The 20,885-nt window shown below is 66.3% G+C and carries 19 protein-coding genes; 5 read left to right on the top strand and 14 right to left on the bottom strand.

The window, feature by feature from the left end:
- Positions 1–112: 112 nt before the first annotated feature.
- Positions 113–1,756 (top strand): lysine--tRNA ligase, encoded by a 1,644-nt coding sequence (locus I6F20_RS26350; RefSeq protein WP_035996480.1) that lies wholly within the window; start codon positions 113–115, stop codon positions 1,754–1,756.
- A 9-nt stretch (positions 1,757–1,765) separates the two neighbouring features.
- Here the strand turns inward: I6F20_RS26350 and I6F20_RS26345 are convergent, their stop codons facing one another.
- Entirely contained in the window at positions 1,766–2,422 is a 657-nt protein-coding gene (locus I6F20_RS26345) for a S24 family peptidase (RefSeq protein WP_081492859.1), read from the bottom strand.
- A gap of 292 nt (positions 2,423–2,714) precedes the next feature.
- Between I6F20_RS26345 and I6F20_RS26340 the strand changes: the two genes are divergently transcribed.
- Entirely contained in the window at positions 2,715–3,059 is a 345-nt protein-coding gene (locus tag I6F20_RS26340; RefSeq protein ID WP_035996479.1) for a DUF952 domain-containing protein, read from the top strand.
- Positions 3,056–4,153, top strand: coding sequence for a quinone-dependent dihydroorotate dehydrogenase (locus I6F20_RS26335; protein ID WP_035996478.1), 1,098 nt, complete (start codon positions 3,056–3,058; stop codon positions 4,151–4,153). Before I6F20_RS26340 ends, I6F20_RS26335 begins: the two co-directional genes overlap by 4 nt.
- Positions 4,154–4,280: 127 nt before the next feature.
- Here I6F20_RS26335 and I6F20_RS26330 read toward each other — a convergent pair whose 3' ends face one another.
- The 5 genes from I6F20_RS26330 to I6F20_RS26310 form a co-directional block, all read right to left on the bottom strand.
- Positions 4,281–5,606 (bottom strand): MATE family efflux transporter, encoded by a 1,326-nt coding sequence (locus I6F20_RS26330; protein ID WP_074447647.1) that lies wholly within the window; start codon positions 5,604–5,606, stop codon positions 4,281–4,283.
- A 3-nt stretch (positions 5,607–5,609) separates the two neighbouring features.
- Positions 5,610–6,344 (bottom strand): MBL fold metallo-hydrolase, encoded by a 735-nt coding sequence (locus I6F20_RS26325; RefSeq protein ID WP_035996469.1) that lies wholly within the window; start codon positions 6,342–6,344, stop codon positions 5,610–5,612.
- 78 nt (positions 6,345–6,422) lie between these two features.
- On the bottom strand, positions 6,423–6,728 hold the full coding sequence (locus I6F20_RS26320; RefSeq protein ID WP_035996474.1) for a DUF6460 domain-containing protein: 306 nt from the start codon (positions 6,726–6,728) through the stop codon (positions 6,423–6,425).
- A gap of 135 nt (positions 6,729–6,863) precedes the next feature.
- Complete coding sequence (locus I6F20_RS26315) at positions 6,864–8,525, bottom strand: ATP-dependent DNA ligase (protein WP_035996466.1); 1,662 nt, start codon at positions 8,523–8,525, stop codon at positions 6,864–6,866.
- Positions 8,522–9,559, bottom strand: a complete 1,038-nt coding sequence (locus I6F20_RS26310; protein WP_225128505.1) for a ligase-associated DNA damage response exonuclease — start codon at positions 9,557–9,559, stop codon at positions 8,522–8,524. The genes I6F20_RS26315 and I6F20_RS26310 overlap by 4 nt, the downstream gene beginning before the upstream one ends.
- Before the next feature lie 133 nt (positions 9,560–9,692).
- Here I6F20_RS26310 and I6F20_RS26305 point away from each other — a divergent pair, with 133 nt between their 5' ends.
- Entirely contained in the window at positions 9,693–10,619 is a 927-nt protein-coding gene (locus I6F20_RS26305) for a class I SAM-dependent DNA methyltransferase (RefSeq protein ID WP_225128590.1), read from the top strand.
- 115 nt (positions 10,620–10,734) lie between these two features.
- Positions 10,735–11,964 (top strand): ABC transporter substrate-binding protein, encoded by a 1,230-nt coding sequence (locus I6F20_RS26300; protein ID WP_109142196.1) that lies wholly within the window; start codon positions 10,735–10,737, stop codon positions 11,962–11,964.
- 182 nt (positions 11,965–12,146) lie between these two features.
- Here I6F20_RS26300 and I6F20_RS26295 read toward each other — a convergent pair whose 3' ends face one another.
- The 8 genes from I6F20_RS26295 to I6F20_RS26260 form a co-directional block, all read right to left on the bottom strand.
- Positions 12,147–12,989 carry an amidohydrolase family protein gene (locus tag I6F20_RS26295; RefSeq protein ID WP_225128503.1) on the bottom strand — a complete coding sequence of 281 codons (843 nt, stop codon included), beginning with the start codon at positions 12,987–12,989 and terminating at the stop codon, positions 12,147–12,149.
- Positions 12,990–12,992: 3 nt separating this feature from the next.
- Positions 12,993–13,970: an aldo/keto reductase gene (locus I6F20_RS26290; RefSeq protein WP_225113049.1), complete on the bottom strand. Its 978-nt coding sequence runs from the start codon at positions 13,968–13,970 to the stop codon at positions 12,993–12,995.
- A 104-nt stretch (positions 13,971–14,074) separates the two neighbouring features.
- Complete coding sequence (locus I6F20_RS26285) at positions 14,075–15,007, bottom strand: sugar-binding protein (RefSeq protein WP_057028437.1); 933 nt, start codon at positions 15,005–15,007, stop codon at positions 14,075–14,077.
- A gap of 93 nt (positions 15,008–15,100) precedes the next feature.
- The gene (locus tag I6F20_RS26280) at positions 15,101–16,171 is read right to left on the bottom strand and encodes an ABC transporter permease (RefSeq protein ID WP_192893049.1); all 1,071 of its coding nucleotides are present in this window, start codon (positions 16,169–16,171) and stop codon (positions 15,101–15,103) included.
- Positions 16,171–16,929, bottom strand: coding sequence for an ATP-binding cassette domain-containing protein (locus I6F20_RS26275; protein WP_109145592.1), 759 nt, complete (start codon positions 16,927–16,929; stop codon positions 16,171–16,173). Before I6F20_RS26275 ends, I6F20_RS26280 begins: the two co-directional genes overlap by 1 nt.
- 13 nt (positions 16,930–16,942) lie before the next feature.
- The gene (gene xylA / locus I6F20_RS26270; RefSeq protein WP_225128501.1) at positions 16,943–18,265 is read right to left on the bottom strand and encodes a xylose isomerase; all 1,323 of its coding nucleotides are present in this window, start codon (positions 18,263–18,265) and stop codon (positions 16,943–16,945) included.
- Positions 18,266–19,717, bottom strand: coding sequence for a xylulokinase (xylB, locus tag I6F20_RS26265; RefSeq protein WP_225128500.1), 1,452 nt, complete (start codon positions 19,715–19,717; stop codon positions 18,266–18,268).
- Positions 19,718–19,802: 85 nt separating this feature from the next.
- A complete protein-coding gene (locus I6F20_RS26260; RefSeq protein WP_225128498.1) occupies positions 19,803–20,876 on the bottom strand; it encodes a LacI family DNA-binding transcriptional regulator in 1,074 nt (357 codons plus the stop codon).
- Positions 20,877–20,885 lie beyond the last annotated feature (9 nt).

Genomic DNA, 20,885 nt, shown 5'->3' with positions numbered 1-20,885 from the left:
AAAGCTCCCAAATGCGATAGCCCTGCGCAACCGGGAGACGGCTGGGGGTATTACCTCGCAGCTTTTGCATTCTGCCGGGAAATCGCTATTTTCCGCGGCCCGGAGGCCCCTGATGTCCGTTATTGATCTAGCCGCAAACCCGAGCGAGTTGCGTGCGCTCGCCGAACAATCCAACGCCTGGCCGTTCGAGCAGGCGAAGGCCATTGTCGCGCGGCTGAAGAAAAGCCCGAAGGACGAGGTGCTGTTCGAGACCGGCTATGGTCCGTCCGGCCTGCCGCATATCGGCACGTTCGGCGAGGTGGCGCGCACCTCGATGGTGCGCCACGCCTTCCGCGTGCTCACCCAGGACAAGGTCAAGACGCGCCTTTTGGCGTTCTCCGACGATATGGACGGCTTCCGCAAGGTGCCCGACAACGTTCCGAACAAGGAGATGCTGGCCGCTCATATCGGCAAGCCGCTGACGCGGGTGCCGGATCCGTTCTCCAACGAGTACCCGTCGTTCGGCGCGCACAATAACGCGCGCTTGCGCGCGTTTCTGGATCATTTCGGCTTCGACTACGAGTTCGCGAGCTCGACGGACTATTATACGTCGGGCCGCTTCGATGCGACGCTGCTGAAGATGCTCGCCGCCTACGACAAGATCATGGCGATCATCCTGCCGACGCTGGGCCCGGATCGCCGCGCGACCTATTCGCCGTTCCTGCCCATCAGCAAGACCACGGGCGTCGTGCTGCAGGTGCCGATGATCCGCCGCGACGTCGCGGCGGGCACGGTGACCTACGTCGATCCCGATACCAACCAGGAAGTTGAAACGCCCGTCACCGGCGGCAACGTCAAGTGCCAGTGGAAGGCCGACTGGGCGATGCGCTGGGTCGCGCTCGGCGTCGACTACGAGATGGCGGGCAAGGACCTGATCGATTCCGTGAAGCTGTCCGGCGCGATCGCCAGAGCGCTCGGCGCCACGCCGCCCGAAGGCTTCAACTACGAGCTCTTCCTCGACGAGAAGGGCCAGAAGATCTCGAAGTCGAAGGGCAACGGCCTGACCATCGACGAATGGCTGCGCTACGCCTCACCGGAATCGCTCTCGTTGTTCATGTACCGCGAGCCGAAGGCGGCCAAGCGGCTGTATTTCGACGTCATCCCGCGTAACGTCGACGACTACCAGCAATTCCTCGACGGCTTTCCGAAGCAGGACGGCAAGCAGCAGCTCGGCAATCCGGTCTGGCACATCCACAACGGCAAGCCGCCGACGGGCGACATGCCCGTCACCTTCCAGCTGCTCCTGACGCTGGTGTCGTCGTCGAACGCGGAGAACGCCGAGACGCTGTGGGGCTTCATCGGCCGCTATCGGCCCGGCGTGAGTCCGCAGACGCATCCGAAGCTGGATGCGATGGTCGGCTATGCCATCAACTATTATCGCGACTTCGTCGCGCCGACGAAGCAGTTCCGCGTACCCACGGACAGCGAGCGCGCCGCGCTGCAGGATTTGCGCGATGCGCTGTCGCAGCTGGCGCAGGACGCATCCGCCGAGGACATCCAGAACGTCGTCTACGAGATCGGCCGCCGCGAGCCGTTCCTCGACCAGGTCAAGAAGGGCAAGGACGGCCGCCCCGGCGTGACGCTGGACTGGTTCAACATGCTCTACCAGGTCCTGCTCGGCCAGGAGAAGGGCCCGCGCTTCGGCTCCTTCGTCGCGGTCTACGGCGTGCAGAACGCGGTCAACATGATCGACGGCGCCCTGGCGAGGAGTGCGTGAGCGGCGCCATCACTGGCTCGCCCAGAGGATCCGCGCAACCCAGGCGACATCGCTCGCCGCGACCGTTCGCGCCTCCTGTGACGCATCGAGGGGCGCCAAGTCCAGGGTCTTTGCCGTGCGGCGCTTCAGGGTCGCAATCGTGATCTCGTCCGTCTTGATCTTGACCACCACGCGATCACCCTTGCGGATCGGCGCCGCAGGCGAGACCAGGATGATGTCACCGTCGCGATAGGCAGGCAGTAGCGCAGCGCCGGAAATCTCCAGCGCAAAGACTTGACCGTCCTCTCCGATCGGAAGCGCGATCTCGGTCCAGCCCCTGCCGGTTGGAAGACCGGCTTCATCGAAGGCGCCGCTCATTCCGGCCTGTGCAAAGCCGAGCAGCGGCACCGAGCCGCGGCCGCTTCCACCGTCGTCATCAATCAGCTTCGCAAAGCTGTCGATCGAGGCGTCGGCCGCGGCCAGCGCCTTTGCGATCGATTCGGTCGAGGGCCAGCGCTCGCGGCCGTCGGCGGTGACGCGCTTGGACCTGTTGAACGTCGTGGGGTCGAGCCCGGCACGCTTGGCAAGGCCGGACGGCGACAATCCGGCGCGCGCCGCCAGCCGGTCCAGCGCGGCCCAGATCTGGTCGTGAGTCAGCATCCTCTGCGCTTTGGCCTGTCTGACCATGGAAGGTCCAGCCCGTCGCAACTCAGGAAAACTGTCCTCAAATCAACAGGTTTTCCGTTTTTCACGCAAGAGGCGCGGAGGGCGGTGCTTTCAAACGAAACGGGTACCCGTTCGCGTCAGGAAAGCGCGCAAAACGGAAATCCGGAGCCCCGTGCCGATTTCATCGGCGCGGAAAAGGCTCTAAGCCTTGAGTTCGGAAGGGGCGGCCTTTACGGTCGCGCCCGGGTTTCGAGGACCCGCGAAAAGCGAAAAAACTCAAGAGACTCAAAGAACAAACAAGGCTGCGGTAGCGGTGGTCAAGATCTACAAAATCTGTCCGGCCTCGGCCTGGCGCGAGGCGGAACGGCAGGGTGTCTACCGGGGCAGCGCAGATGACGCGCGCGACGGCTTCATCCATTTCTCGACCGCGGCCCAGGTTCCCGAGACCCTGCGCAAGCACTATTTCGGGCAGCGCGCGCTGTTCCTGGTCGAGGTCGACGGCGACGCGCTCGGCAGCGAGTTGCGCTGGGAACGCTCGCGCAATGACGAGCTCTTCCCGCATCTCTATGGCGAGCTCGATCTCGGCGCGGTCCTTGCGGTGATGAACCTCAACATGCGCTCCGACGGCAGTCACGATGTTCCGGAGCTGTTGCCGTGATCCGCGCGTTCGACGCCTTTTCGCTGCCGGTGCTGCGCTGGCTCGATCCCGAGGACGCGCATCGCCTCGCGATCCAAGGCCTGCGCTTCCTGCCGCCGGTCAAGCCGCGCGCCGATGATCCCAAGCTCGCGGTGCGCGCCTTCGGGCTGAACTTTCCCAATCCGATCGGCATGGCTGCGGGCTTCGACAAGAGCGCCGAGGTGCCGGACGCGCTGCTGCGGCTCGGCTTCGGTTTCGTAGAGATCGGCTCGGTGACGCCGAAGCCGCAAGCCGGCAATCCGCGGCCGCGGCTCTTCCGTCTCGAGCGCGACGAGGCGATCATCAACCGCATGGGCTTCAACAATGACGGCGCGGAGGCGGCTCTGCGCCGGCTTGCCGCGCGCGCGCAGCACGGCGGCATCGTCGGCGTCAATGTCGGCGCCAACAAGGATTCGCCGGACCGCGTCGGCGACTACGTCAAGCTGATCGAGACCTTCGCGCCGGTGGCGAGCTATTTCACCGTCAACGTCTCCTCGCCGAACACGCCGGGCCTGCGCAACCTTCAGGAAGGCGCGCTGCTCGACGATCTGCTCGCGCGCGTGATCGAGGCCCGCGAGCGTGTCAGGCAGAAGGCCGGCGACACGCCGGTGCTGCTCAAGATCGCGCCGGATTTGAGCCTCGCTCAGCTCGACGACGTCGTGCAGGTCGCGCGCTCGCGCCGGGTCGACGGCATGATCGTGTCGAACACCACGGTCGCGCGGCCGAGCACGTTGCGTGAAGAGACGCGGGCGAAGGAACAAGGCGGCCTGTCCGGCCGGCCGCTGTTCCGTCTGTCGACGCGCATGGTCGCGGAAACCTATGTGCGCGTCGAGGGCGCATTCCCGCTGATCGGCGTCGGCGGCGTGGATTCGGGCGGCGCCGCGCTGACCAAGATCCGCGCCGGCGCCAGCTTGATCCAACTCTATTCGTCGCTGGTCTACAAGGGCCTCGGCCTGGTCGACGAGATCAAGCGCGACCTGACGTCGACATTGCTGCGGACAGGGCGGGATTCGCTGTCGGAGATCGTCGGCGCCGACGCGGCGACGCTGACGGCGGAAGACTGGCCGGGGATGTGAGGCGTCCTTCGCCTCTCCCCGCCTGCGCAGACTTCGTAGCCCGGATGGAGCGCAGCGCAATCCGGGAAGCTATCGGCATGGACAAAGCCCCCGGATTACGCTGCGCCCCATCCGGGCTACGGTTCTTCTACGGCTTCACGAACGTCGCGCGATACAGCGCCGGATACCTCGCGCCCTGCAAGCCGCCGCGCGCGACGTAGAACGCGATCAGCGCACTCCACAGGCCGGCATTGCCGAACGATTGCAGCGCCAGCCAGGCGGCGAAGAAGATCGCGAGCGAGAGCAGCATCAGATTGCGCATCTCCCGCGCCCAGGTCGCGCCGACATAGATGCCGTCGAAACCGAAGGCGAACACGCCGGGGAGCGGCGCCAGCACGATGAAGGGCAGGAACTCGCGCGCCGCGCGGCGGACGTCCTCGCTCGCCGTCATGACGTTGATGATGTCAGGGCCGAAGGCTGCGAACAGCACGGCGACGACAATTGCGAAGCCGAGCCCCCAGAGCAGCACCAGCCTGGTCGAATCCGCAAATCCCTTGGCGTCGCGGCCGCCAAAGGCGCGGCCGCAGAGCTGCTGGGCCGCATTGGCAAGGCCGTCGAGGAAGAAGGCGCTGACCAGGAGGAAATTGTTGAGCACGGAGTTCGCGGCCAGCGTGACGTCGCCGGCCCGCGCGCCCTTGGCGGTGAAGAACAGGAACACGGCGATCAGCGCCGCGGTGCGGATCAGGATGTCGGTATTCACCGCCAGGAGCCGCATCAGCTTGTCGCGATCGAACAGCGTTGCGCGAGGTATGGCAAAACCGCCGAGCGCATGGCGCCTGCACACGATCACGCCGAGCATGAAGCCGATCGTCTCGGACAGAAGCGCGGCGATCGCCGCGCCGGCAATGCCGGTGTCGTAGACCAGCACCAGCAGGATGGTCGCCACCATATTGATGAGGTTGATGACGACCTGGAGCGCAAGGGCCGGATTGGCGCGGGCCTGCCCCACCAGCCAGCCGAGGATGACGTAATTGGCGAAGGCGAAGGGCGAGGACCAGATCCTGATCATGAAATAGGTCTTTGCGGCCTGCGTCACGCCCTCGCTGCCGCCCATCAGGTCGAACAGTGCGCCTGCCAGCGGCAGCTGCAGCACGATCAGCGCCGCACCGATCAGGCCGGCGACGATGAAACCGCGCACCAGGATCACGGTCTGCTCGCGCGTCTCGCCCGCGCCGAGCGCCTGCGCGGTGAAGGCGAGCGTGCTCATGCGCAGGAAGCCGAACAACCAGAACAGGCAGTCGAAGATGACGGAGGCCATCGCGACGCCGCCGAGCAGCGCGGCATCGTCGAGCCGCCCGATCGCGGTGGTCGAGACCACGCCGATCAGCGGCGTCGTGAGGTTCGCGACCATCGCGGGACCTGCAATGGCGAAGACCTGCCGGCTACCGACGCGGTGATGGACGGGTGCGTGCATCTTTCAGAACACGAGCACCATGCCGTCTTCGGCGGCGAGGTGCTCGACCTCGCCCAGGCGCGACAGCATGTCGTCGCTCATATGGGTGAGGACGAGCCGCTTGGCGCCGATGTCGGGCAGATGCTGTTCCAAGGTCTTCAGGCTGAGGTGATTCTTGACCACCTTCTCGTACATATAGGCTTCGGCGATGAAAAGGTCCGCGCCATGCGCCAGCGGAATGAGCGTCTCCGTCCATTCGGTATCGGCGGTGTAGGCGAGCGTGCGGCCCTCGGCCGCGATGCGATAGGCGAGGAACGGTCCGCCTGATTCGCCGTGCACGACCGGATAGGGCGTCACATTCACCGCGCCGAAGCGCTGGCTTTGCCCGGGCGCGAGCTCGACCACGTTCAGCTCGAAGCGCGGCTTGGTGTTCGAGGAATGCTCGAACAGCGCCTCCATCACCTCGCGCAGCCGCCTCTCGATGCCTTGCGGGCCCGCGATCGTCAGCGGCCGCGTTCGCCGCGAGAATTGCGCGTCGAGCAGAAAGAACGGCAGACCGGCAAAATGGTCGCCGTGGAAATGCGTGATCAGGATCAGGTCGATGTCGCCCCGATCGATCTCGAGCCGCTTCAGCGCCGGCAGCGCCGACGCACCGCAGTCGATCAGGAAGTTCGCTTTGCGCCCCGAGACGTGGAAGCAGGTGTTGAGCCTGCCGCCGGAGCCGAAGGCATCACCGCAGCCGACGAACCGCAATTGCATCGGCTGCGCACTCCCTCAGAGCATGATCCGGAAAAGTGTGAAGCGGTTTTCCGACAAGATCATGCTCAAAAATATGACTTACCTGCCGCGCGGCGCGCCGAACACGCGCGACAGCAGCCAGATCGGAATCACGATGACCGCACCGAGCAGGAAGTAGCGCCACAGCCAGTTCACCGCATCGAAGCCGAGGTCCCACAGCCGCTGGAACAACAGGCGAATGCTGTGGATGATGTTCCAGGGATCGAAGCCGATCGTCGCCAGCACGACGCCGACCAGGATCGAGAGCAGCACCAGGCGGAACGCGACCGCCAGCGGCGAGCCGCCGAGAAAGCGGTGCAGGCCGTCGCTGCGGCCGGCCGGCAAATCTCTGACGTCTTGGACCATCGCAAACTCCTGAAGCGGATTCGAACCCATTATAGGCACGGCGGGGGACATGGGGAACCCGCAAGGGGCCGTCAATCGGGTTACGGGAGTTTAATTCGGGCGGAAGAGGGAGCGCACCGTCCTCGTGGCAACAGTTCACACCTCGATCTCCGCCGCCTCGGCCTTCAGCATCTTCTCCAGCGTCTCCAGCCGGTCGGCCTCTCGCGGCGGCTTGTCCCAGCGCAGGCGGCTGATGCGGGGGAAACGCATGGCGACGCCGGATTTGTGCCGGGGCGAGCGCTGCAATCCTTCGAAAGCGACCTCCAGCACCAGCCCCTTGTCCGCTTCGTGCACGACGTGGCGGACGGGGCCGAATTTCTCCGTGGTGTTGCGGCGGACGAAGCGGTCGATCTGCAAGAGCTCCTCGTCGGTGAAGCCGAAATAGGCTTTCCCGACCGGCACCAGCTCCTCGCCATTCTCGGTCTCGGTCCAGACGCCGAAGGTGTAGTCGGAATAATAGGACGAGCGCTTGCCGTGGCCGCGCTGCGCATACATCAGGACGGCGTCGATGATGTGCGGGTCGCGCTTCCACTTCCACCATTGCCCCTTCGGCCGCCCCGGCAAGTAGGGCGCATCGCGCCGCTTCAGCATGACGCCTTCGACGGCGTCCGCATCCTCGCCGGCGCCGGCGCTCGCGGGATCGGCCCGCGCGGCGGTCAGTGCTTCCCAGCTATCGAAGGGCACGGTGGGCGAGAGATCGATGCGGGGATCGTCGAGCTTTGCGATGAATCGCTCCAGCCGCTCGCGCCGCTCGGCAAAAGGCAGCTCGCGCAGATCGTTCTCGTCGTCGCCGAGCAGATCGTAGGCGCGCAGGTGAATCGGAAACTCCTTGATCAGCTTCGGCGAGACGACCTTGCGGTTGAGGCGCTGCTGCAACACGTTGAAGCTCTGGACGCGGCCTTCGCGCAGGATCAGGAGCTCGCCGTCGATCGCGCCCGGCAGGCGCAGCGACGGCACGAGATCCGGAAAGCTTCCCGTGATGTCCTCGCCGGTGCGCGAATAGAGCCGCGCGGTGATATGGCCGCGCTCGTCGCGCCCGGCCACCGCCTGCACGCGGATGCCGTCCCATTTCCATTCGGCGATGTAGTCGGCGGGATCGAGCGCGGCGAAATCCGCATCCTCGATGGCATGCGCCAGCATCACCGGCCGGAACGGCGCGGGATCGCGGTTGACGGGCTTGTCGCCGCGGCCTTCCAGCCAGGCGAACAGGTCGAGATAGGGCGGGACGAGCCCCGGCCAGATCAGCTCGATCTCGTGCGGGTCCTTGTCGCCGAGCGCTGCCGCCGCAGTCTTGGCAAGACGCGCGGAGATGCCGATGCGCAAGCTCCCGGTGACGAGCTTCAGCAGCGCCCAGCGCCCGGTCTCATCTAACTCGTCGAGCCAGCGCTCGAGCTGCTTGGGCAGCTCGGTCTTGCCCAGCGTGCGCAGCGTGGTGACGACCTCGGTGAGGCTCGGTGGCGGCGGGTTGTTGTGGGCGGCGAGCGCGGCTTTCGGCCACATCAGCGCAACCGTCTCCGAGAGATCGCCGACATAGTCGTAGCTCAGCCCGAACAGCACCTCATCGGTGCGTGCCGCGATGAGGTCGCGGATCAGCGCCGGCTTGGCGTGCTTGAAGCTGAGCGCGCCGGTCAGCGCAGCCAGCGCATAGCCGCGGTCGGGGTCGCCAACCTCGCGAAAATAGCCGGTGATCAGCCGCAGCTTGTTGTTGCGGCCGGGCTCATAGGCGAGGCGGTCGAGCAGCTCGGCGAAGCGGTTCATGCTTCGGCCTCGGCTTGAATCGGCGTCTCGCTCTCCTCCTCGTCGCCATAGCCGACGAGGTCGAGCGGCCGTGCCTTCAGGCCTTTGCTCCGGCACCAATGCACCAGCGCATCTTCCTGGCCGTGGGTGACCCAGATCTCGCCGGCGCCGGTCGCCGCGATGGTTGCGGTGAGGCCATCCCAATCGGCGTGATCGGAGATCACCAGCGGCAGCTCGACGCCGCGCTGCCGCGCCCGGGCGCGCACGCGCATCCAGCCCGAGGCGAAGGCGGTGACCGGATCGGGAAAGCGCCGCGTCCAGAGATCGGAGGTGGCCGAGGGCGGCGCCAGCGTGATGGTGCCGGCGAGCGCCGCCTTCTTCATGCCCTTCACTGGTTTGAGCTCGCCGAGGTCGATCCCGCGGCTCTGATAGTAATGCGTGATCGTCTCCATCGCGCCATGCAGGTAGATCGGCGCGTCATAGCCGGCCAGACGCAGCAGCTTGATCACGCGCTGCGCCTTGCCGAGCGAGTAGGCGCCGACGAGATGCGCGCGCTCCGGAAACAGCGCGACCGAAGCCAGCAGCTTCTTGACCTCGTCGCTCGCATCGCCATGCCTGAAGACCGGCAGGCCGAACGTCGCCTCGGTGATGAAGACGTCGCAGGGCACCAGCTCGAACGGCGTGCAGGTCGGGTCCGGCGCGTCCTTGTAGTCGCCGGAGGCGACGATGCAGGTGTCCTTGCACGAGACGGCGATCTGCGCGGAGCCCAGCACGTGGCCGGCCGGGTGAAACTTGATCTTGACGTCGCCGAGCCGGATCTCCTCGCCATAGCGGATGGCCTGGGTCGAACCGGCGAAGTTCTCGCCGTAACGCAGCCGCATCATGTCCAGCGTTTCCTGCGTCGCCAGCACCGCGCCATGGCCCGCACGGGCATGGTCAGAATGGCCGTGGGTGATCACGGCCCGCTCCACGGGGCGGACGGGGTCGATATGGAAGCCGCCGGGCTTGCAGCACAGGCCGGCAGCATTTGGCAGCAGGATGTCTTGCGGGCGCATGGTGATGATATAGGAAGTGGGCGCTTCAAATTAAGCTGTCATGCGCGGGCTTGACCCGCGCATCCATCCCCTTAGAAGGTTGCTTTTTTGATGGATTGCCGGGTCAAGCCCGGCAATGACAATCGGTTCCTCAATGCCGCTCCGCCTGTTCCTGACCTCCGGCGATCTCATGGCCGACCGCCGTTTCGAGTTCGCGCGCGATCTCCAGCTCAAGGGCGACCTTCCCGCCGCGGCCGACCTCCTGGAGCAGGCGATCGAGCTCGCGCCCAACTTCACCTCGGCCTGGTTCACGCTCGGCGAGATCCGTCAGCAGCTCGGCCAGCGCGACAAGGCCATCGCGGCCTTTCGTGAAGCGCGGCGATGCGACCCCGGGGATCAGCACGGCGCCGGCCTGCACCTGATGCGGCTCGGCGATACCGAAATGGCGGAGATGCCCAAGGCCTACGTGCAGGCGCTGTTCGACCAGTACGCGCCGCGGTTCGAGCACGCGCTGATCAACGATCTCGGCTATCGCGCGCCCACGCTGATCTTCAAGGCGGTGCTGGCGGCGCGCGTCGCCGCCAAGAAGCCCGCCTACTTCAAGCGCACCATCGATCTCGGCTGCGGCACCGGGCTCGCGGCAGCTGCCTTCGCCAAGCAGGTCGATCATTTCACCGGCATCGATCTGTCGCCCGGCATGATCAAGGAGGCGCGGGCGACGAACCTCTATGCCGAACTCGAAGTCGCCGACATGATCGAGGGCCTGCGCGGCAAGGCCGACGCGAGCGCGAACCTCATCGTGGCCGCGGATGCGTTCGTCTATCTCTCCGATCTCGCGCCGGTGCTGAGCGAAGTAAGGCGCGTGCTCGTCTCAGGCGGCGTGCTCGCCTTCACGCTGGAGACGCATGCGGGCGACGGCATCGTGCTCGGCGATGGCCTGCGTTATGCCCATTCCGCGGAATATGTGCGCAGCGCCATCGCGAAGGCGGGGATGAAGCTGCTGACGCTGGAGCCGGCCTCGCCACGCACCGAGAACAACGAGCCGGTGCGTGGCCTCGTCGTCGTCGCCGAGAAAACTTGAGTCTAGGCGCTAACACCTTGCGATTTGAGCGTCATTGCGTCGCAAAGCTGCGACTTCCCACTTGCGAGCCGAGCTGCGATGTCAGCACAATGCGCGCATCAGGGAGAAAACAACAATGACCAAGAATCCATCGCGGCGCGATTTCAGCGCCGGCGCGCTCGCCACCATCGCCGCATCGACATTGCCCGCGCCCTACGTCTGGGCCGCGGAGAAGAAATACGATGCGGGTGCCAGCGACACCGAGATCAAGATCGGTCAGACCGTGCCGCATTCCGGCCCCGGCTCGCTCTACGGCGTGCTCGGCCGCGTCGGCGAAGCCTATTTCCAGATGCTGAACGAGAAGGGCGGCATCAACGGGCGCAAGGTCAAGTTCCTCACCATGGACGACGCCTACAGCGCGCCGAAATGCGTCGAGGCCACGCGCCGGCTGGTCGAGCAGGAGGAAGTGCTCGCATTGTACGGCTCGCTCGGCACCGCGCCGCAGACCGCCGTGCACAAATACCTGAACTCCAAGGGCGTGCCGCAGCTCCTGCTGAACACCGGCGCGTCGAAGTGGAATAATCCGAAAGAGTTCAAGTGGACGATGGCGGGCCTGCCGCTCTATCCGACCGAGGCGCGCATCCTCGCGCGGCACGTCGTCAGCGTGAAGCCGAACGCGAAGATCGGCATCCTCTACCAGAACGACGATTTCGGCCGCGACTTCCTCGGTCCCTTCAAGAAGGTGCTGGCTGACGCCGGCGGCACCGCGCAAGTGATCATGGAGCAGACCTACGATCTCACCGAGCCGACCGTCGATTCGCAGCTCATCAATCTCTCCAAGTCCGGAGCCGACGTCTTCTACAACATCTCGACCGGCAAGGCCTCGTCGCAGTCGATCCGGAAAGTGGCCGAGCTCGGCTGGAAGCCGCTGCACCTCCTGTCCGCCGGCTCCACGGGCCGCTCGATCCTCAATGCCGCGGGGCTCGAGAACGCCACCGGCATCGTCGCGATCCGCTACAACAAGGAGGTCGGCCTGCCGAAATGGGAGAAGGACCCGGACGTGATGGCGTTCGAGGAGCTGCGCAAGAAGTACACGCCGGCGATCGATCCCGACAACACCATCGCCTTCGCCGGCTATGGGCAGGCCGCCACCATGGCCGAGATCCTGCGCCGCTGCGGCAACGAGCTCACCCGCGCCAACGTGCTGAAGCAGGCATCGAACTTGCAAGGTTTCCACTCGCCGTATTTCCTCGATGGCGTCACCTACAGCTACACGCCCGAGGACTACACACCGATGAAGACGCTGTTCATCTCCACCTTCACCGGGAAAGACTGGGACATCTCCGACAAGCCGATGTCGGAGTAGCGAGGCGGGCCCCGTCGCCTTTTCCTTCTCCCCTTGTGGGAGAAGGTGGCGCGAAGCGCCGGATGAGGGGTATCTATCCACACGCGAGCTCGCGGAGAGAGACCCCTCACCCGTCTCGCCCCTTCGCGGCGAGCCACCCTCTCCCACAAGGGGAGAGGGTAAGAGCGCACATCCACTGCAGATTAATCCAAGCGATACACAGCCTTGGCATTCACGCCGAAAGCCTTGCCCCGCACGCGCGGGCCGAGCCTCGCCAGGCAGGTCTCCAGCGCGGTCTTGATCTCGCCGTAGCTTCCCGCGAGCAGGCATACGGGCCAATCCGATCCGAAGATCAGCCGGTCTTCGCCGAAACATTTCGCGGCGTGCTCCACGAACGGAAACAGCCGTTCTGCATTCCAGTCGTCCCAGACCGCCTCGGTCGCCAATCCCGAGATCTTGCACCAGACATTGCCGCAGGCAGCCAGCGCTGCGATGCGCTCGGTCCATTCCGCGCTCCCGCCGGCGGCAATCGGCGGCTTGGCGGCGTGATCCAGCACGAAACGCGCGTGCGGAAAGGCCTGCGCGGTTGCGACCGCCGCGGGCAGCTCGCGGCTGCGGACAAGGAAATCGTAAGCGAGATCGTGGGCGAACACGGCCGTGAGTCCGCGCTGGACGTCCTCGCGCAGCAGCCAATCCGCATCGAGCTCGTCGTGGACCTGGTGGCGGATGCCGACCAGCTTGTCGCCACCAGGCAGAGCGCGCAGCCGGTCGAGCGTCTCGCCGAGCGCCGCATCGGTGAGATCGGCCCAGCCGACCACGCCGACCACCGAGGGCGTTGCAGCCGCGATACGCAGAAACTCCTCGGTCTCCTCCAGCGCGGAGCGGCATTGCACCACGATACTGGCCTCGATGCCGTTCGCCTGTAGCAGCGGCGCGAGATCGGCCGGGCCGAAGGCACGGCGGATCGGCGCCAGCTCGTCCCCTTCCATCCAGGGATAATCGGCGCGCGCCGGATCCCAGAAATGCTGGTGTGCATCGACGATCATGCCTCAACCTCCGCCAGGAAGCGGCGCGCGCGTATCGACCAGCTTTCGTGCCCGCAGCTCCTGCCAGAATGCCGGCGGCACCGCCTTCTCGGACATCGCGATGTTGTCGGCGACCTCGGCGGCATTGCGCGCGCCCATCACGGCGACCGTCACCGCCGGATGGGCCATGCAGAATTGCAGCGCGGCGGCTTTCAGCTCGGTGCCGTGCCCGCGGCAAAGTTCGTCGAGCTCCAGCGCGCGTGCCACGAGCGCAGCATCAGCATCCTGATAGTTGAATTTCGCGCTGGCCCGCGGATTGGCCAGGATGCCGCTGTTGTAGATGCCGCCGAGCAGGATGCCGATATTGCTGGCCTGGCACAGCGGAAACAGCGCATCCAGTGCGCCCTGGTCGAGCAGCGTGTAGCGGCCGGCGAGCAGGAAGCAGTCGACCGGCACGGCCTCGGCGAAGCGAGCCAGCATCCCCGACTGGTTCATGCCGGCGCCGATCGCCTTCACCGTGCCGTCCTCGCGCAGGCGCTGGAGCGCGCGGAAGGCGCCGGTGACGGCATCGTCATAGTGATCGTCGGGATCATGCACGAGCAGGACGTCGACGCGGTCGAGGCCGAGGCGCTGCAGGCTCTCCTCCACCGACCGCATCACGCCGTCATAGCTGAAATCGAACACCGGCCGCTCGCGCGGCGTGCCCTTGTAGTGCTCGTCCTCCGGCGCAGCATTGTCCGGTGCGCGCAGCAGGCGGCCGACCTTGGTCGAGATGGCGTAGGAGTCGCGCCTCTGTTGCCGCAGGAAGGCGCCCAGCCGCCGCTCCGCGAGGCCGAAGCCGTAAAGCGGGGCGGTGTCGAAGAATCGGACACCGAGCGACCAGGCGCGTTCAATCGTCGCTTGCGCATCGGCATCGCTGACGGGCGAGAACAATCCGCCGAGCGGGGCTGAACCGAGGCCGATCGAGGTGACATCGAGAGCGCCGAGCCGCGACCTTTTCATTCCCATCGCCTTCCAGCAGTCGTCGTCCATTCCAAATCATCTCTCCCGCTTGCGGAAACCGCAAGCGGGAGAGGCATGCAGAAGCGCGGGGCTGGGCAGCGCTCCTACTTCAACATCTTCGCGACGTTGTCCTTGGTGACGAGATCGAGGCCGGTGTAGACGATCTCCGGCACCTTCTCGCCCTTCTTGATGGCGAGCAGCGTGTCCATCGCCTTCTCGCCCATCTCGAACGGACGCTGGCCGACCAGCGCATTGGCATAGCCGTCACGCAGCAGCTCGAGCTGCATCTTCAGCGTATCGGCGACGACCAGCGTGAACTTGCCGGAATCGATGTCCTTCTTGTTCCTGCTGGCGAAGGCCTTGAAACCTTCGGGCGCGAACATCGGCCAGCCGCCGATCGGAACGATGGCGGCGAGATCCGGCGTTGCGGTGCGCATGTCCGTCATCTGCTGGACCGCGAGCGCGGGATCGTCGTTGCAGAAGCTCGGCGAACCCGCGACCTCGGTCCATTTCGAGCCCTTCAGCGCCTCGCGCACGCCGTCGACACGCTCGGCCAGGTTCTTTGCGCCGGGACCGCCGGAGACCATCGCGTATTTGCCGCCGTCAGGCCGCAATTTCAGCAATTCCTTGCCCAGGGCCAGGCCGAACTCCTTGTTGTTGGTGCCGATATAGGCGATGCGCTTGGAGCCCGGCGCGTCGGCATCGAAGGTGATGACCGGAATGCCGGCGGCGGTCGCCGCCTCGATCGACTTGGTCATGGCCGCGACGTCCGCGACCGAGATGGCGAGACCGTCGACCTTCTGCGTGATGAAGTCCTGGATGATCTGGGCCTGGTTCGCCGGCTCATGCTCGACCGGTCCCTTGTAGATGCACTCGATGTTGCCGAGCTCCTTGGCGCGCTTCAGGCAGCCGTCGCGCGAAAAATCGAAGAACGGATTGTTCATCGCCTTCGGCACGATGACGAAGCGGTAGTTCGCAGCAAACGCCGGCGTCGCCATCATCGCAACCGCGATGCCGGCAAGAAGCAGTTTCCTCATTGTCTCCTCCACTCTTGTTGGTGCCTATCCCCTCGAAAGCCCCCGGGAAGCGGATAGGCGACGTTTTCCTTGCCTTCCCGAGATGTCGTCATGTCAGGTCATCCGCGAGCGGACGCGGTCGACCAGCACAGCCAGAATGATGATCACGCCGACCAACGTCTGCTGCCAGTACGAGGAGACCTGGGCCAGCACGAGGCCGTTGCGGATCACCTCCAGCAGCACGCAGCCGACGATGGCCCCGAGCGGACCGCCGATGCCGCCGGCGAGATTGGCACCACCGATCACGGCCGCCGCGATCACGTTGAGCTCGTAGGACATCGCCATGTTGGCCGGCGCCGATCCGAGCCAGCCGGAGATGATGATGCCCTGCAGGCCCGCGGCGAGCGCGCAGATCACGTAGACCTCGATCTTCACCCGCACCACCGGAATGCCGGTGAGCTCGGCCGCCTTCTCGTTGCCGCCGAGCGCAAAGACGTGGCGGCCGAACGAGGTGTGGTGCAGCACCACCGCCATGGTCAGCGCCAGGATCACGAGATAGATGAACGGCGCCGGCACGCCGAGCACGTCACCGGACGTGAGCGCATAGAAATAATCGGCGTCGGGCCCACCCGGGAAGCTGCCGCGTCCGTTGGAGACGACATAGCCGAGCCCGCGCACGATCGAGAGCATGCCGAGCGTGGTGACGAAGGGTGACAGGCCGAGCACGGCGATGCAGAAGCCGTTGACGAGGCCGGCAATCAGCGCGGCGCCGAGGCCGGCGAGGATCGAGACAAGCAGGATCAGCCCCGGAACATTGGCGAGCACGGTCTTGCCGTCGGCGGCCATGTGCACCAGCGGCGATCCGGGCGCCGACAGCTCGGTCATCACCATCGATGTGATCATGGCGGAAAAGCACATCATCGATCCCACCGACAGGTCGATACCGCCGGTGATGATCACGAAGGTGACGCCGAGCGTCGCAATGGCGATGAAGGAAAAGTTCTTCGCCACGTTCTGCATGTTGCCCTGGGTGAAGAAGTAGGGGCTGGCGAAATGCATGATCACCAGCAGCACCGCCAGCGCGAGCAGGACGTAGCCGGTCTGCGAGGCGAAGATGCCGCGCTGCCACCACCTGATCTTGCCGACATTGGTGAAGCTGATCGGGGATTCCAAGGGCATGGCCATCACGCCGCCTCCTTCGCACCGGTGATGAGGGCGGTGACCTCCTCGGGGGAGGTCTGGTGAATCGACTTGTCGGCGCGCTTCTCGCCGCGTCGCATGACGACGACGCGGTCGCATACGGCGAACACGTCGGGCATGCGGTGCGAGATCAGCATCACGGCGACGCCCTGCTCCTTGAGCCGGTGGATCAGGCCGAGCACCTGCTCGACCTGGCGCACCGAGATCGCGGCGGTCGGCTCATCCATCATTACCAGCCGCGCATTGGAGAGCCGGGTACGCGCGATCGCGACCGCCTGGCGCTGGCCGCCCGACATCTGTCTGACGAGATCGTCCGGGCGCGTCTCCGAACGCAGCTCGCCGAACAGCTCCAGCGCGCGCGATGCCATCGCCTTGTGGTCGAGCAAGGCAATCGGTCCGAACCTGCGCTTCAACTCGCGGCCGAGGAAGACGTTGGCGGCGGCCGTGAGATTATCCGCCAGCGCGAGGTCCTGGTAGACGACCTCGATGCCTACGGCGCGGGCATCGACCGGCCGGTTGAAATGCACCGCGCTGCCGGCAAAGCGCATCTCGCCATGCGTGGGACGGAAATTGCCGGCGATGATCTTCACCAGCGTCGACTTGCCGGCGCCGTTGTCGCCCATCAGGCCGACCACCTCGCCGGGCCAGACCTGCATATCGACGTCGTGCAGCGCGCGGATCGCGCCGAACTCCTTGCCGATGCCGGTGAGCTCGAGCACCGGCGTCGCGTCAGTCTTCGTCATCAGCGGCGTTTCCTCAGACATAGCGGTTGACCAGGGTTTCCAGATATTCCTGCCGGCCCGAGCGCGGCTGCGGATCGAAGCCGGGAGACATCGCACGGTCGGCGAGATCGGCGAGCGAACGCTGGCCGCCGAGAATGGCGCGGCCCTCCGGGCTGGCCCAGCCCTCGTAGCGCTTTGCGAGCGGCGCACTCAGCGTGCCGGCGTCGAGCATGTCGGCGGCGGCGAGGAAGGCCCGCGCACAGGCATCCATCGAGCCGACATGGGCATGGATGAGATCATCGGGATCGATCGACTGGCGGCGGATCTTGGCATCGAAATTGAGTCCACCCGTGGTGAAGCCGCCGCGGTTCAGGATCTCGTGGAACACCAGCGCCAGCTCCGGCACGTTCATCGCGAACTGGTCGGTGTCCCAGCCGAGCAGATCGTCGCCCCGGTTGATGTCGAGCGAGCCGAACACGCCGAGCGCCTCGGCCAGCGCGACCTCGTGATGGAAGGAGTGACCGGCGAGGATGGCGTGGTTCTGCTCGATGTTGAGCTTGACGTCCTTGAGCAGGTCGTAGCGTTCGAGGAAGCCGTAGCAGGTGGCGACGTCGAAATCATATTGATGCTTGGTCGGCTCCTTCGGCTTCGGCTCGATCAGCAGCGGGCCCTTGAAGCCTATTTTGTGCTTGTGCTCGACGACGAGCGAGACGAAGCGGCCGAGCTGGTCGAGCTCGCGCTTGAGATCGGTGTTGAGCAGCGTCTCGTAGCCCTCGCGTCCGCCCCACAGCACGTAGTTCTGCCCACCGAGCCGGTGCGTCACCTCCAGTGCGGCACGGACCTGGCCGGCGGCATAGGTGAAGATGTCGGGATCCGGATTGGTCGCGGCGCCCGCCATGTAGCGGCGGTGCGTGAACAGGTTCGCAGTGCCCCAGAGCAGGCGGACCTTGCTCGATGCCATCTTCTGCTCGAACAGATCGGCGATGGCGTTGAGGTTGGCGACGGACTCGGCGAGCGAAGCGCCCTCCGGCGCCGCATCGACGTCGTGGAAGGTGAAGAAGGGGACGTCCAGCAGGCGGAACAGCTCGAAGGCGGCATCGGCCTTGGCGCGCGCCATCGTCATCGCGTCGGTGCCGTGGTGCCAAGGCCGCAGGAAGGTCTCGCCGCCGAAGGGATCGCCACCCGGCCAGCAGAACGAATGCCAATAGCAGACCGCAAAGCGCAAGTGATCCTCGAGCCGGCGGCCATGCACCAGGCGGTCCTTGTCGTACCAGCGGAAGGCGGGCGCACCTTCGGCCTCCTTGCCGCCGAAGGCGACGGGTGCACTTGCATCGAAGAATTTGGCTGGCGCGTTCACTTAAGGCTCCTTCAATGCGGGATAAAGCGCGCGCCATCGCCGATAGGCCTCGTCATAGGCCGCAGCGACGGACGGGCGGGGTGTGAAGCTTGCGAGCCTGCGCGGGCGCGTGCAGACGTCCGCGGGGTTCTCGCCGGTCGCGGCGAGCCGGCCGAGCCGCGCAGCGCCGAGCGCGGCGCCGACCTCGCCTTCCTCGACGCGGTGGACGGGCATGCCGAGCACGTCGGCGCAGATCTGCGCCCATAGCGGCGAGCGCGAGCCGCCGCCGACGAGATCGACCTCGGCGATCGGCCCGCTGGCTGCGCTCAGCGCCGCCAGATTGTCGCGCGCGGCAAAGGCGACGCCTTCGAGCACGGCCTGCACGATCTCTGAACGCCCGGTCGCGCCGCGCAGACCGACGAAAGCGCCGCTGGCCGCGGCATCGTTGTGCGGCGTGCGCTCGCCGTCGAGATAAGGCAGGAACTGGACCGTGCCAGGTGCATCGACGCGCTCGCCGAGCGGCGCCAGGAGCGCTGCGGCCGGCGTCTCCATCACGCCGGCCAGCCAGGCGAGCGAAGCTGCGGCCGACAGCATCACGCCCATCTGGTGCCAGAGGCCGGGCAGCGCGTGGCAGAAGGCATGCACCGCTGAAGCCGGCGCGGGGGCGAAGCGATCGGTGACGCGGAACAGGACACCCGACGTTCCCAGCGACAGGAAGGCATCGCCCGGCGCGATGGCGCCGAGCCCGATCGCGCTGGCCGCATTGTCGCCGGCGCCGCCCGCGACCACGACATTTTTCGCCATGCCCCAGCGCTGCGCGTATTCAGGCGCGAGCACCGCGCTCACCGCACTGCCCTCGACGAGGCGCGGCATGTGGTGCAGATCGAGCCCGGTGGCATGCAGCAGCAGCGCGGACCAGCGCCGCAGGCCGACGTCGAGCCACAGCGTGCCTGACGCGTCCGACATGTCCTCGACCATCTCGCCGGTGAGGCGATAGCGGACATAGGCTTTCGGCAGCAGCACCTTTGCCACGCGGTCGAAGATCTTCGGCTCGTGCCGTGCCACCCAGAGTAGCTTCGGCGCGGTGAAGCCCGGCATCGCGAGATTGCCGGCAATCGCGTGCAGCGAGGGACAGCGCCGCTCCAGCGCGGCGCATTCGGCCTGCGAGCGGCCGTCGTTCCAGAGGATGGCCGGACGCAGCGGCCGGCCGTCCTCGCCAAGCAGCGTCGCACCGTGCATCTGACCCGACAGCCCGATGCCGCGCACCTGCGCAACCTCGCGCGGATGGCGCGCGGCGAGATCGTCGACGGCGCCGACGGCCGCATCGACCCAGGCGTCGGGATCCTGCTCGGACCACAGCGGCGCCGGGTGCGACAGCGCAAGCTCGCGCGCCGCCGTCGCGACAACCGCGCCGGCTTCGCTCACGAGCACCGCTTTCACACCGGACGTGCCGATGTCGATCCCGAGATACAAATCGTCCTCCCTTTCGCCTGCCGCGGGAGAGCGATCTTGCGTCGCTTTTCCCCGCTGGCGGTCCCGTTTCCAAGTTCAGCTGCCGCTAGGGCAGATTGTCCCGCATCACGATGTCGATCCGGATCTTCTCCTGTTCACTCAAGATCGGCTCGCCGCGGGCAAGCGCGAGCAGCACGCGGACGGCCGCGCGCGCTTCATGTCCGGGGTTCTGCGAGATCGCGGCATCCATCACGCCCTGCAGTAGCAAGCGGCGCGTCAGCGCGGTGACGTCGTGTCCGACGAACACCACCTGCTTGTCACGCCCGGCCGCGCCAGAGGCCTTGTCGTTCAACGCCTTGCTGTTCAGCGCTTTGGCGACGCCCTGCGTGCCGGCGCCGACGTTGTAGAGACCGACGATGTCGCCATGCTTGCCGAGCAGCCGCGCCAGCAGCTGCTCCGAACGATCATCTTCATCGCGCCCTTCCAGCACCGGCAGCACGCTGAGATCGGGGAATTCCGTCGCCATCACCTGGTTGAAGCCGAAGATGCGCTCGGCATGGTCGCGCAGGCCCTGCGAGCCCGCGATGATCGCGACCTTGCCGGACCTCTGGCCGACCAGGCGCCCGACCAGCGCGCCGGCGGTGCGGCCCGCGGCGATGTTGTCGATGCCGACATAATGGTGGCGGCGCGAGGACGGCACATCCGAGACCAGCGTCACGACCTTGGCGCCGGCATCGACGAGGTCATTGATGGCGGCGCGGACGCTCGGATGGTCCAGCGCCACCACGGCGACGCCGTCATAGTCGCCGGACAGCGCCTCGAGCGAGGCCGCGAGCGCGGCGGGCTCGAACACGTCGGTTGCGATCATCTCGACATTGAGGCGGCGGGCCGACAGCCAGCCCGCCATCTCGCCGAGATAGGCCTCGATCTGCTGCATGAACGGGTTCGAGCCCGACGGCATCACGAAGGCGAAGCGGCGGGCCCGGCCGCGCGCGAGCTCGGCGGCGGCCACATGCGGCTGGAACGAATTGCGCGCGATGGCGTCCTTGACGCGCCGGACCGTATCCGGGCGGACCCCCGGCCGGTTGTGCAGCACGCGATCGACCGTGGCGAGGCTGACACCGGCCTCGCGGGCGATGTCCTTCAGCGTCAGCACAGTCGGGGCGAGGGTCTCGGCCATGGCTGAAGG

This window comes from Bradyrhizobium sp. IC3123, from assembly GCF_020193625.1.
Taxonomy (GTDB): domain Bacteria; phylum Pseudomonadota; class Alphaproteobacteria; order Rhizobiales; family Xanthobacteraceae; genus Bradyrhizobium; species Bradyrhizobium yuanmingense.
Note: the sequence above shows the minus strand (reverse complement) of the source record. Positions and strands in the feature narration are given on the sequence as shown.

What these genes read in the sequence shown, in the direction of transcription:
- I6F20_RS26350 (WP_035996480.1), top strand. Translation starts at nt 113, where the DNA reads ATGTCCGTTATTGATCTAGCCGCAAACCCGAGCGAGTTGCGTGCGCTC.
- I6F20_RS26345 (WP_081492859.1), bottom strand. Translation starts at nt 2,422, where the DNA reads ATGGTCAGACAGGCCAAAGCGCAGAGGATGCTGACTCACGACCAGATC.
- I6F20_RS26330 (WP_074447647.1), bottom strand. Translation starts at nt 5,606, where the DNA reads ATGCACGCACCCGTCCATCACCGCGTCGGTAGCCGGCAGGTCTTCGCC.
- I6F20_RS26325 (WP_035996469.1), bottom strand. Translation starts at nt 6,344, where the DNA reads ATGCAATTGCGGTTCGTCGGCTGCGGTGATGCCTTCGGCTCCGGCGGC.
- I6F20_RS26320 (WP_035996474.1), bottom strand. Translation starts at nt 6,728, where the DNA reads ATGGTCCAAGACGTCAGAGATTTGCCGGCCGGCCGCAGCGACGGCCTG.
- I6F20_RS26315 (WP_035996466.1), bottom strand. Translation starts at nt 8,525, where the DNA reads ATGAACCGCTTCGCCGAGCTGCTCGACCGCCTCGCCTATGAGCCCGGC.
- I6F20_RS26310 (WP_225128505.1), bottom strand. Translation starts at nt 9,559, where the DNA reads ATGCGCCCGCAAGACATCCTGCTGCCAAATGCTGCCGGCCTGTGCTGC.
- I6F20_RS26305 (WP_225128590.1), top strand. Translation starts at nt 9,693, where the DNA reads ATGCCGCTCCGCCTGTTCCTGACCTCCGGCGATCTCATGGCCGACCGC.
- I6F20_RS26300 (WP_109142196.1), top strand. Translation starts at nt 10,735, where the DNA reads ATGACCAAGAATCCATCGCGGCGCGATTTCAGCGCCGGCGCGCTCGCC.
- I6F20_RS26295 (WP_225128503.1), bottom strand. Translation starts at nt 12,989, where the DNA reads ATGATCGTCGATGCACACCAGCATTTCTGGGATCCGGCGCGCGCCGAT.
- I6F20_RS26290 (WP_225113049.1), bottom strand. Translation starts at nt 13,970, where the DNA reads ATGAAAAGGTCGCGGCTCGGCGCTCTCGATGTCACCTCGATCGGCCTC.
- I6F20_RS26285 (WP_057028437.1), bottom strand. Translation starts at nt 15,007, where the DNA reads ATGAGGAAACTGCTTCTTGCCGGCATCGCGGTTGCGATGATGGCGACG.
- I6F20_RS26280 (WP_192893049.1), bottom strand. Translation starts at nt 16,171, where the DNA reads ATGGCCATGCCCTTGGAATCCCCGATCAGCTTCACCAATGTCGGCAAG.
- I6F20_RS26275 (WP_109145592.1), bottom strand. Translation starts at nt 16,929, where the DNA reads ATGACGAAGACTGACGCGACGCCGGTGCTCGAGCTCACCGGCATCGGC.
- I6F20_RS26260 (WP_225128498.1), bottom strand. Translation starts at nt 20,876, where the DNA reads ATGGCCGAGACCCTCGCCCCGACTGTGCTGACGCTGAAGGACATCGCC.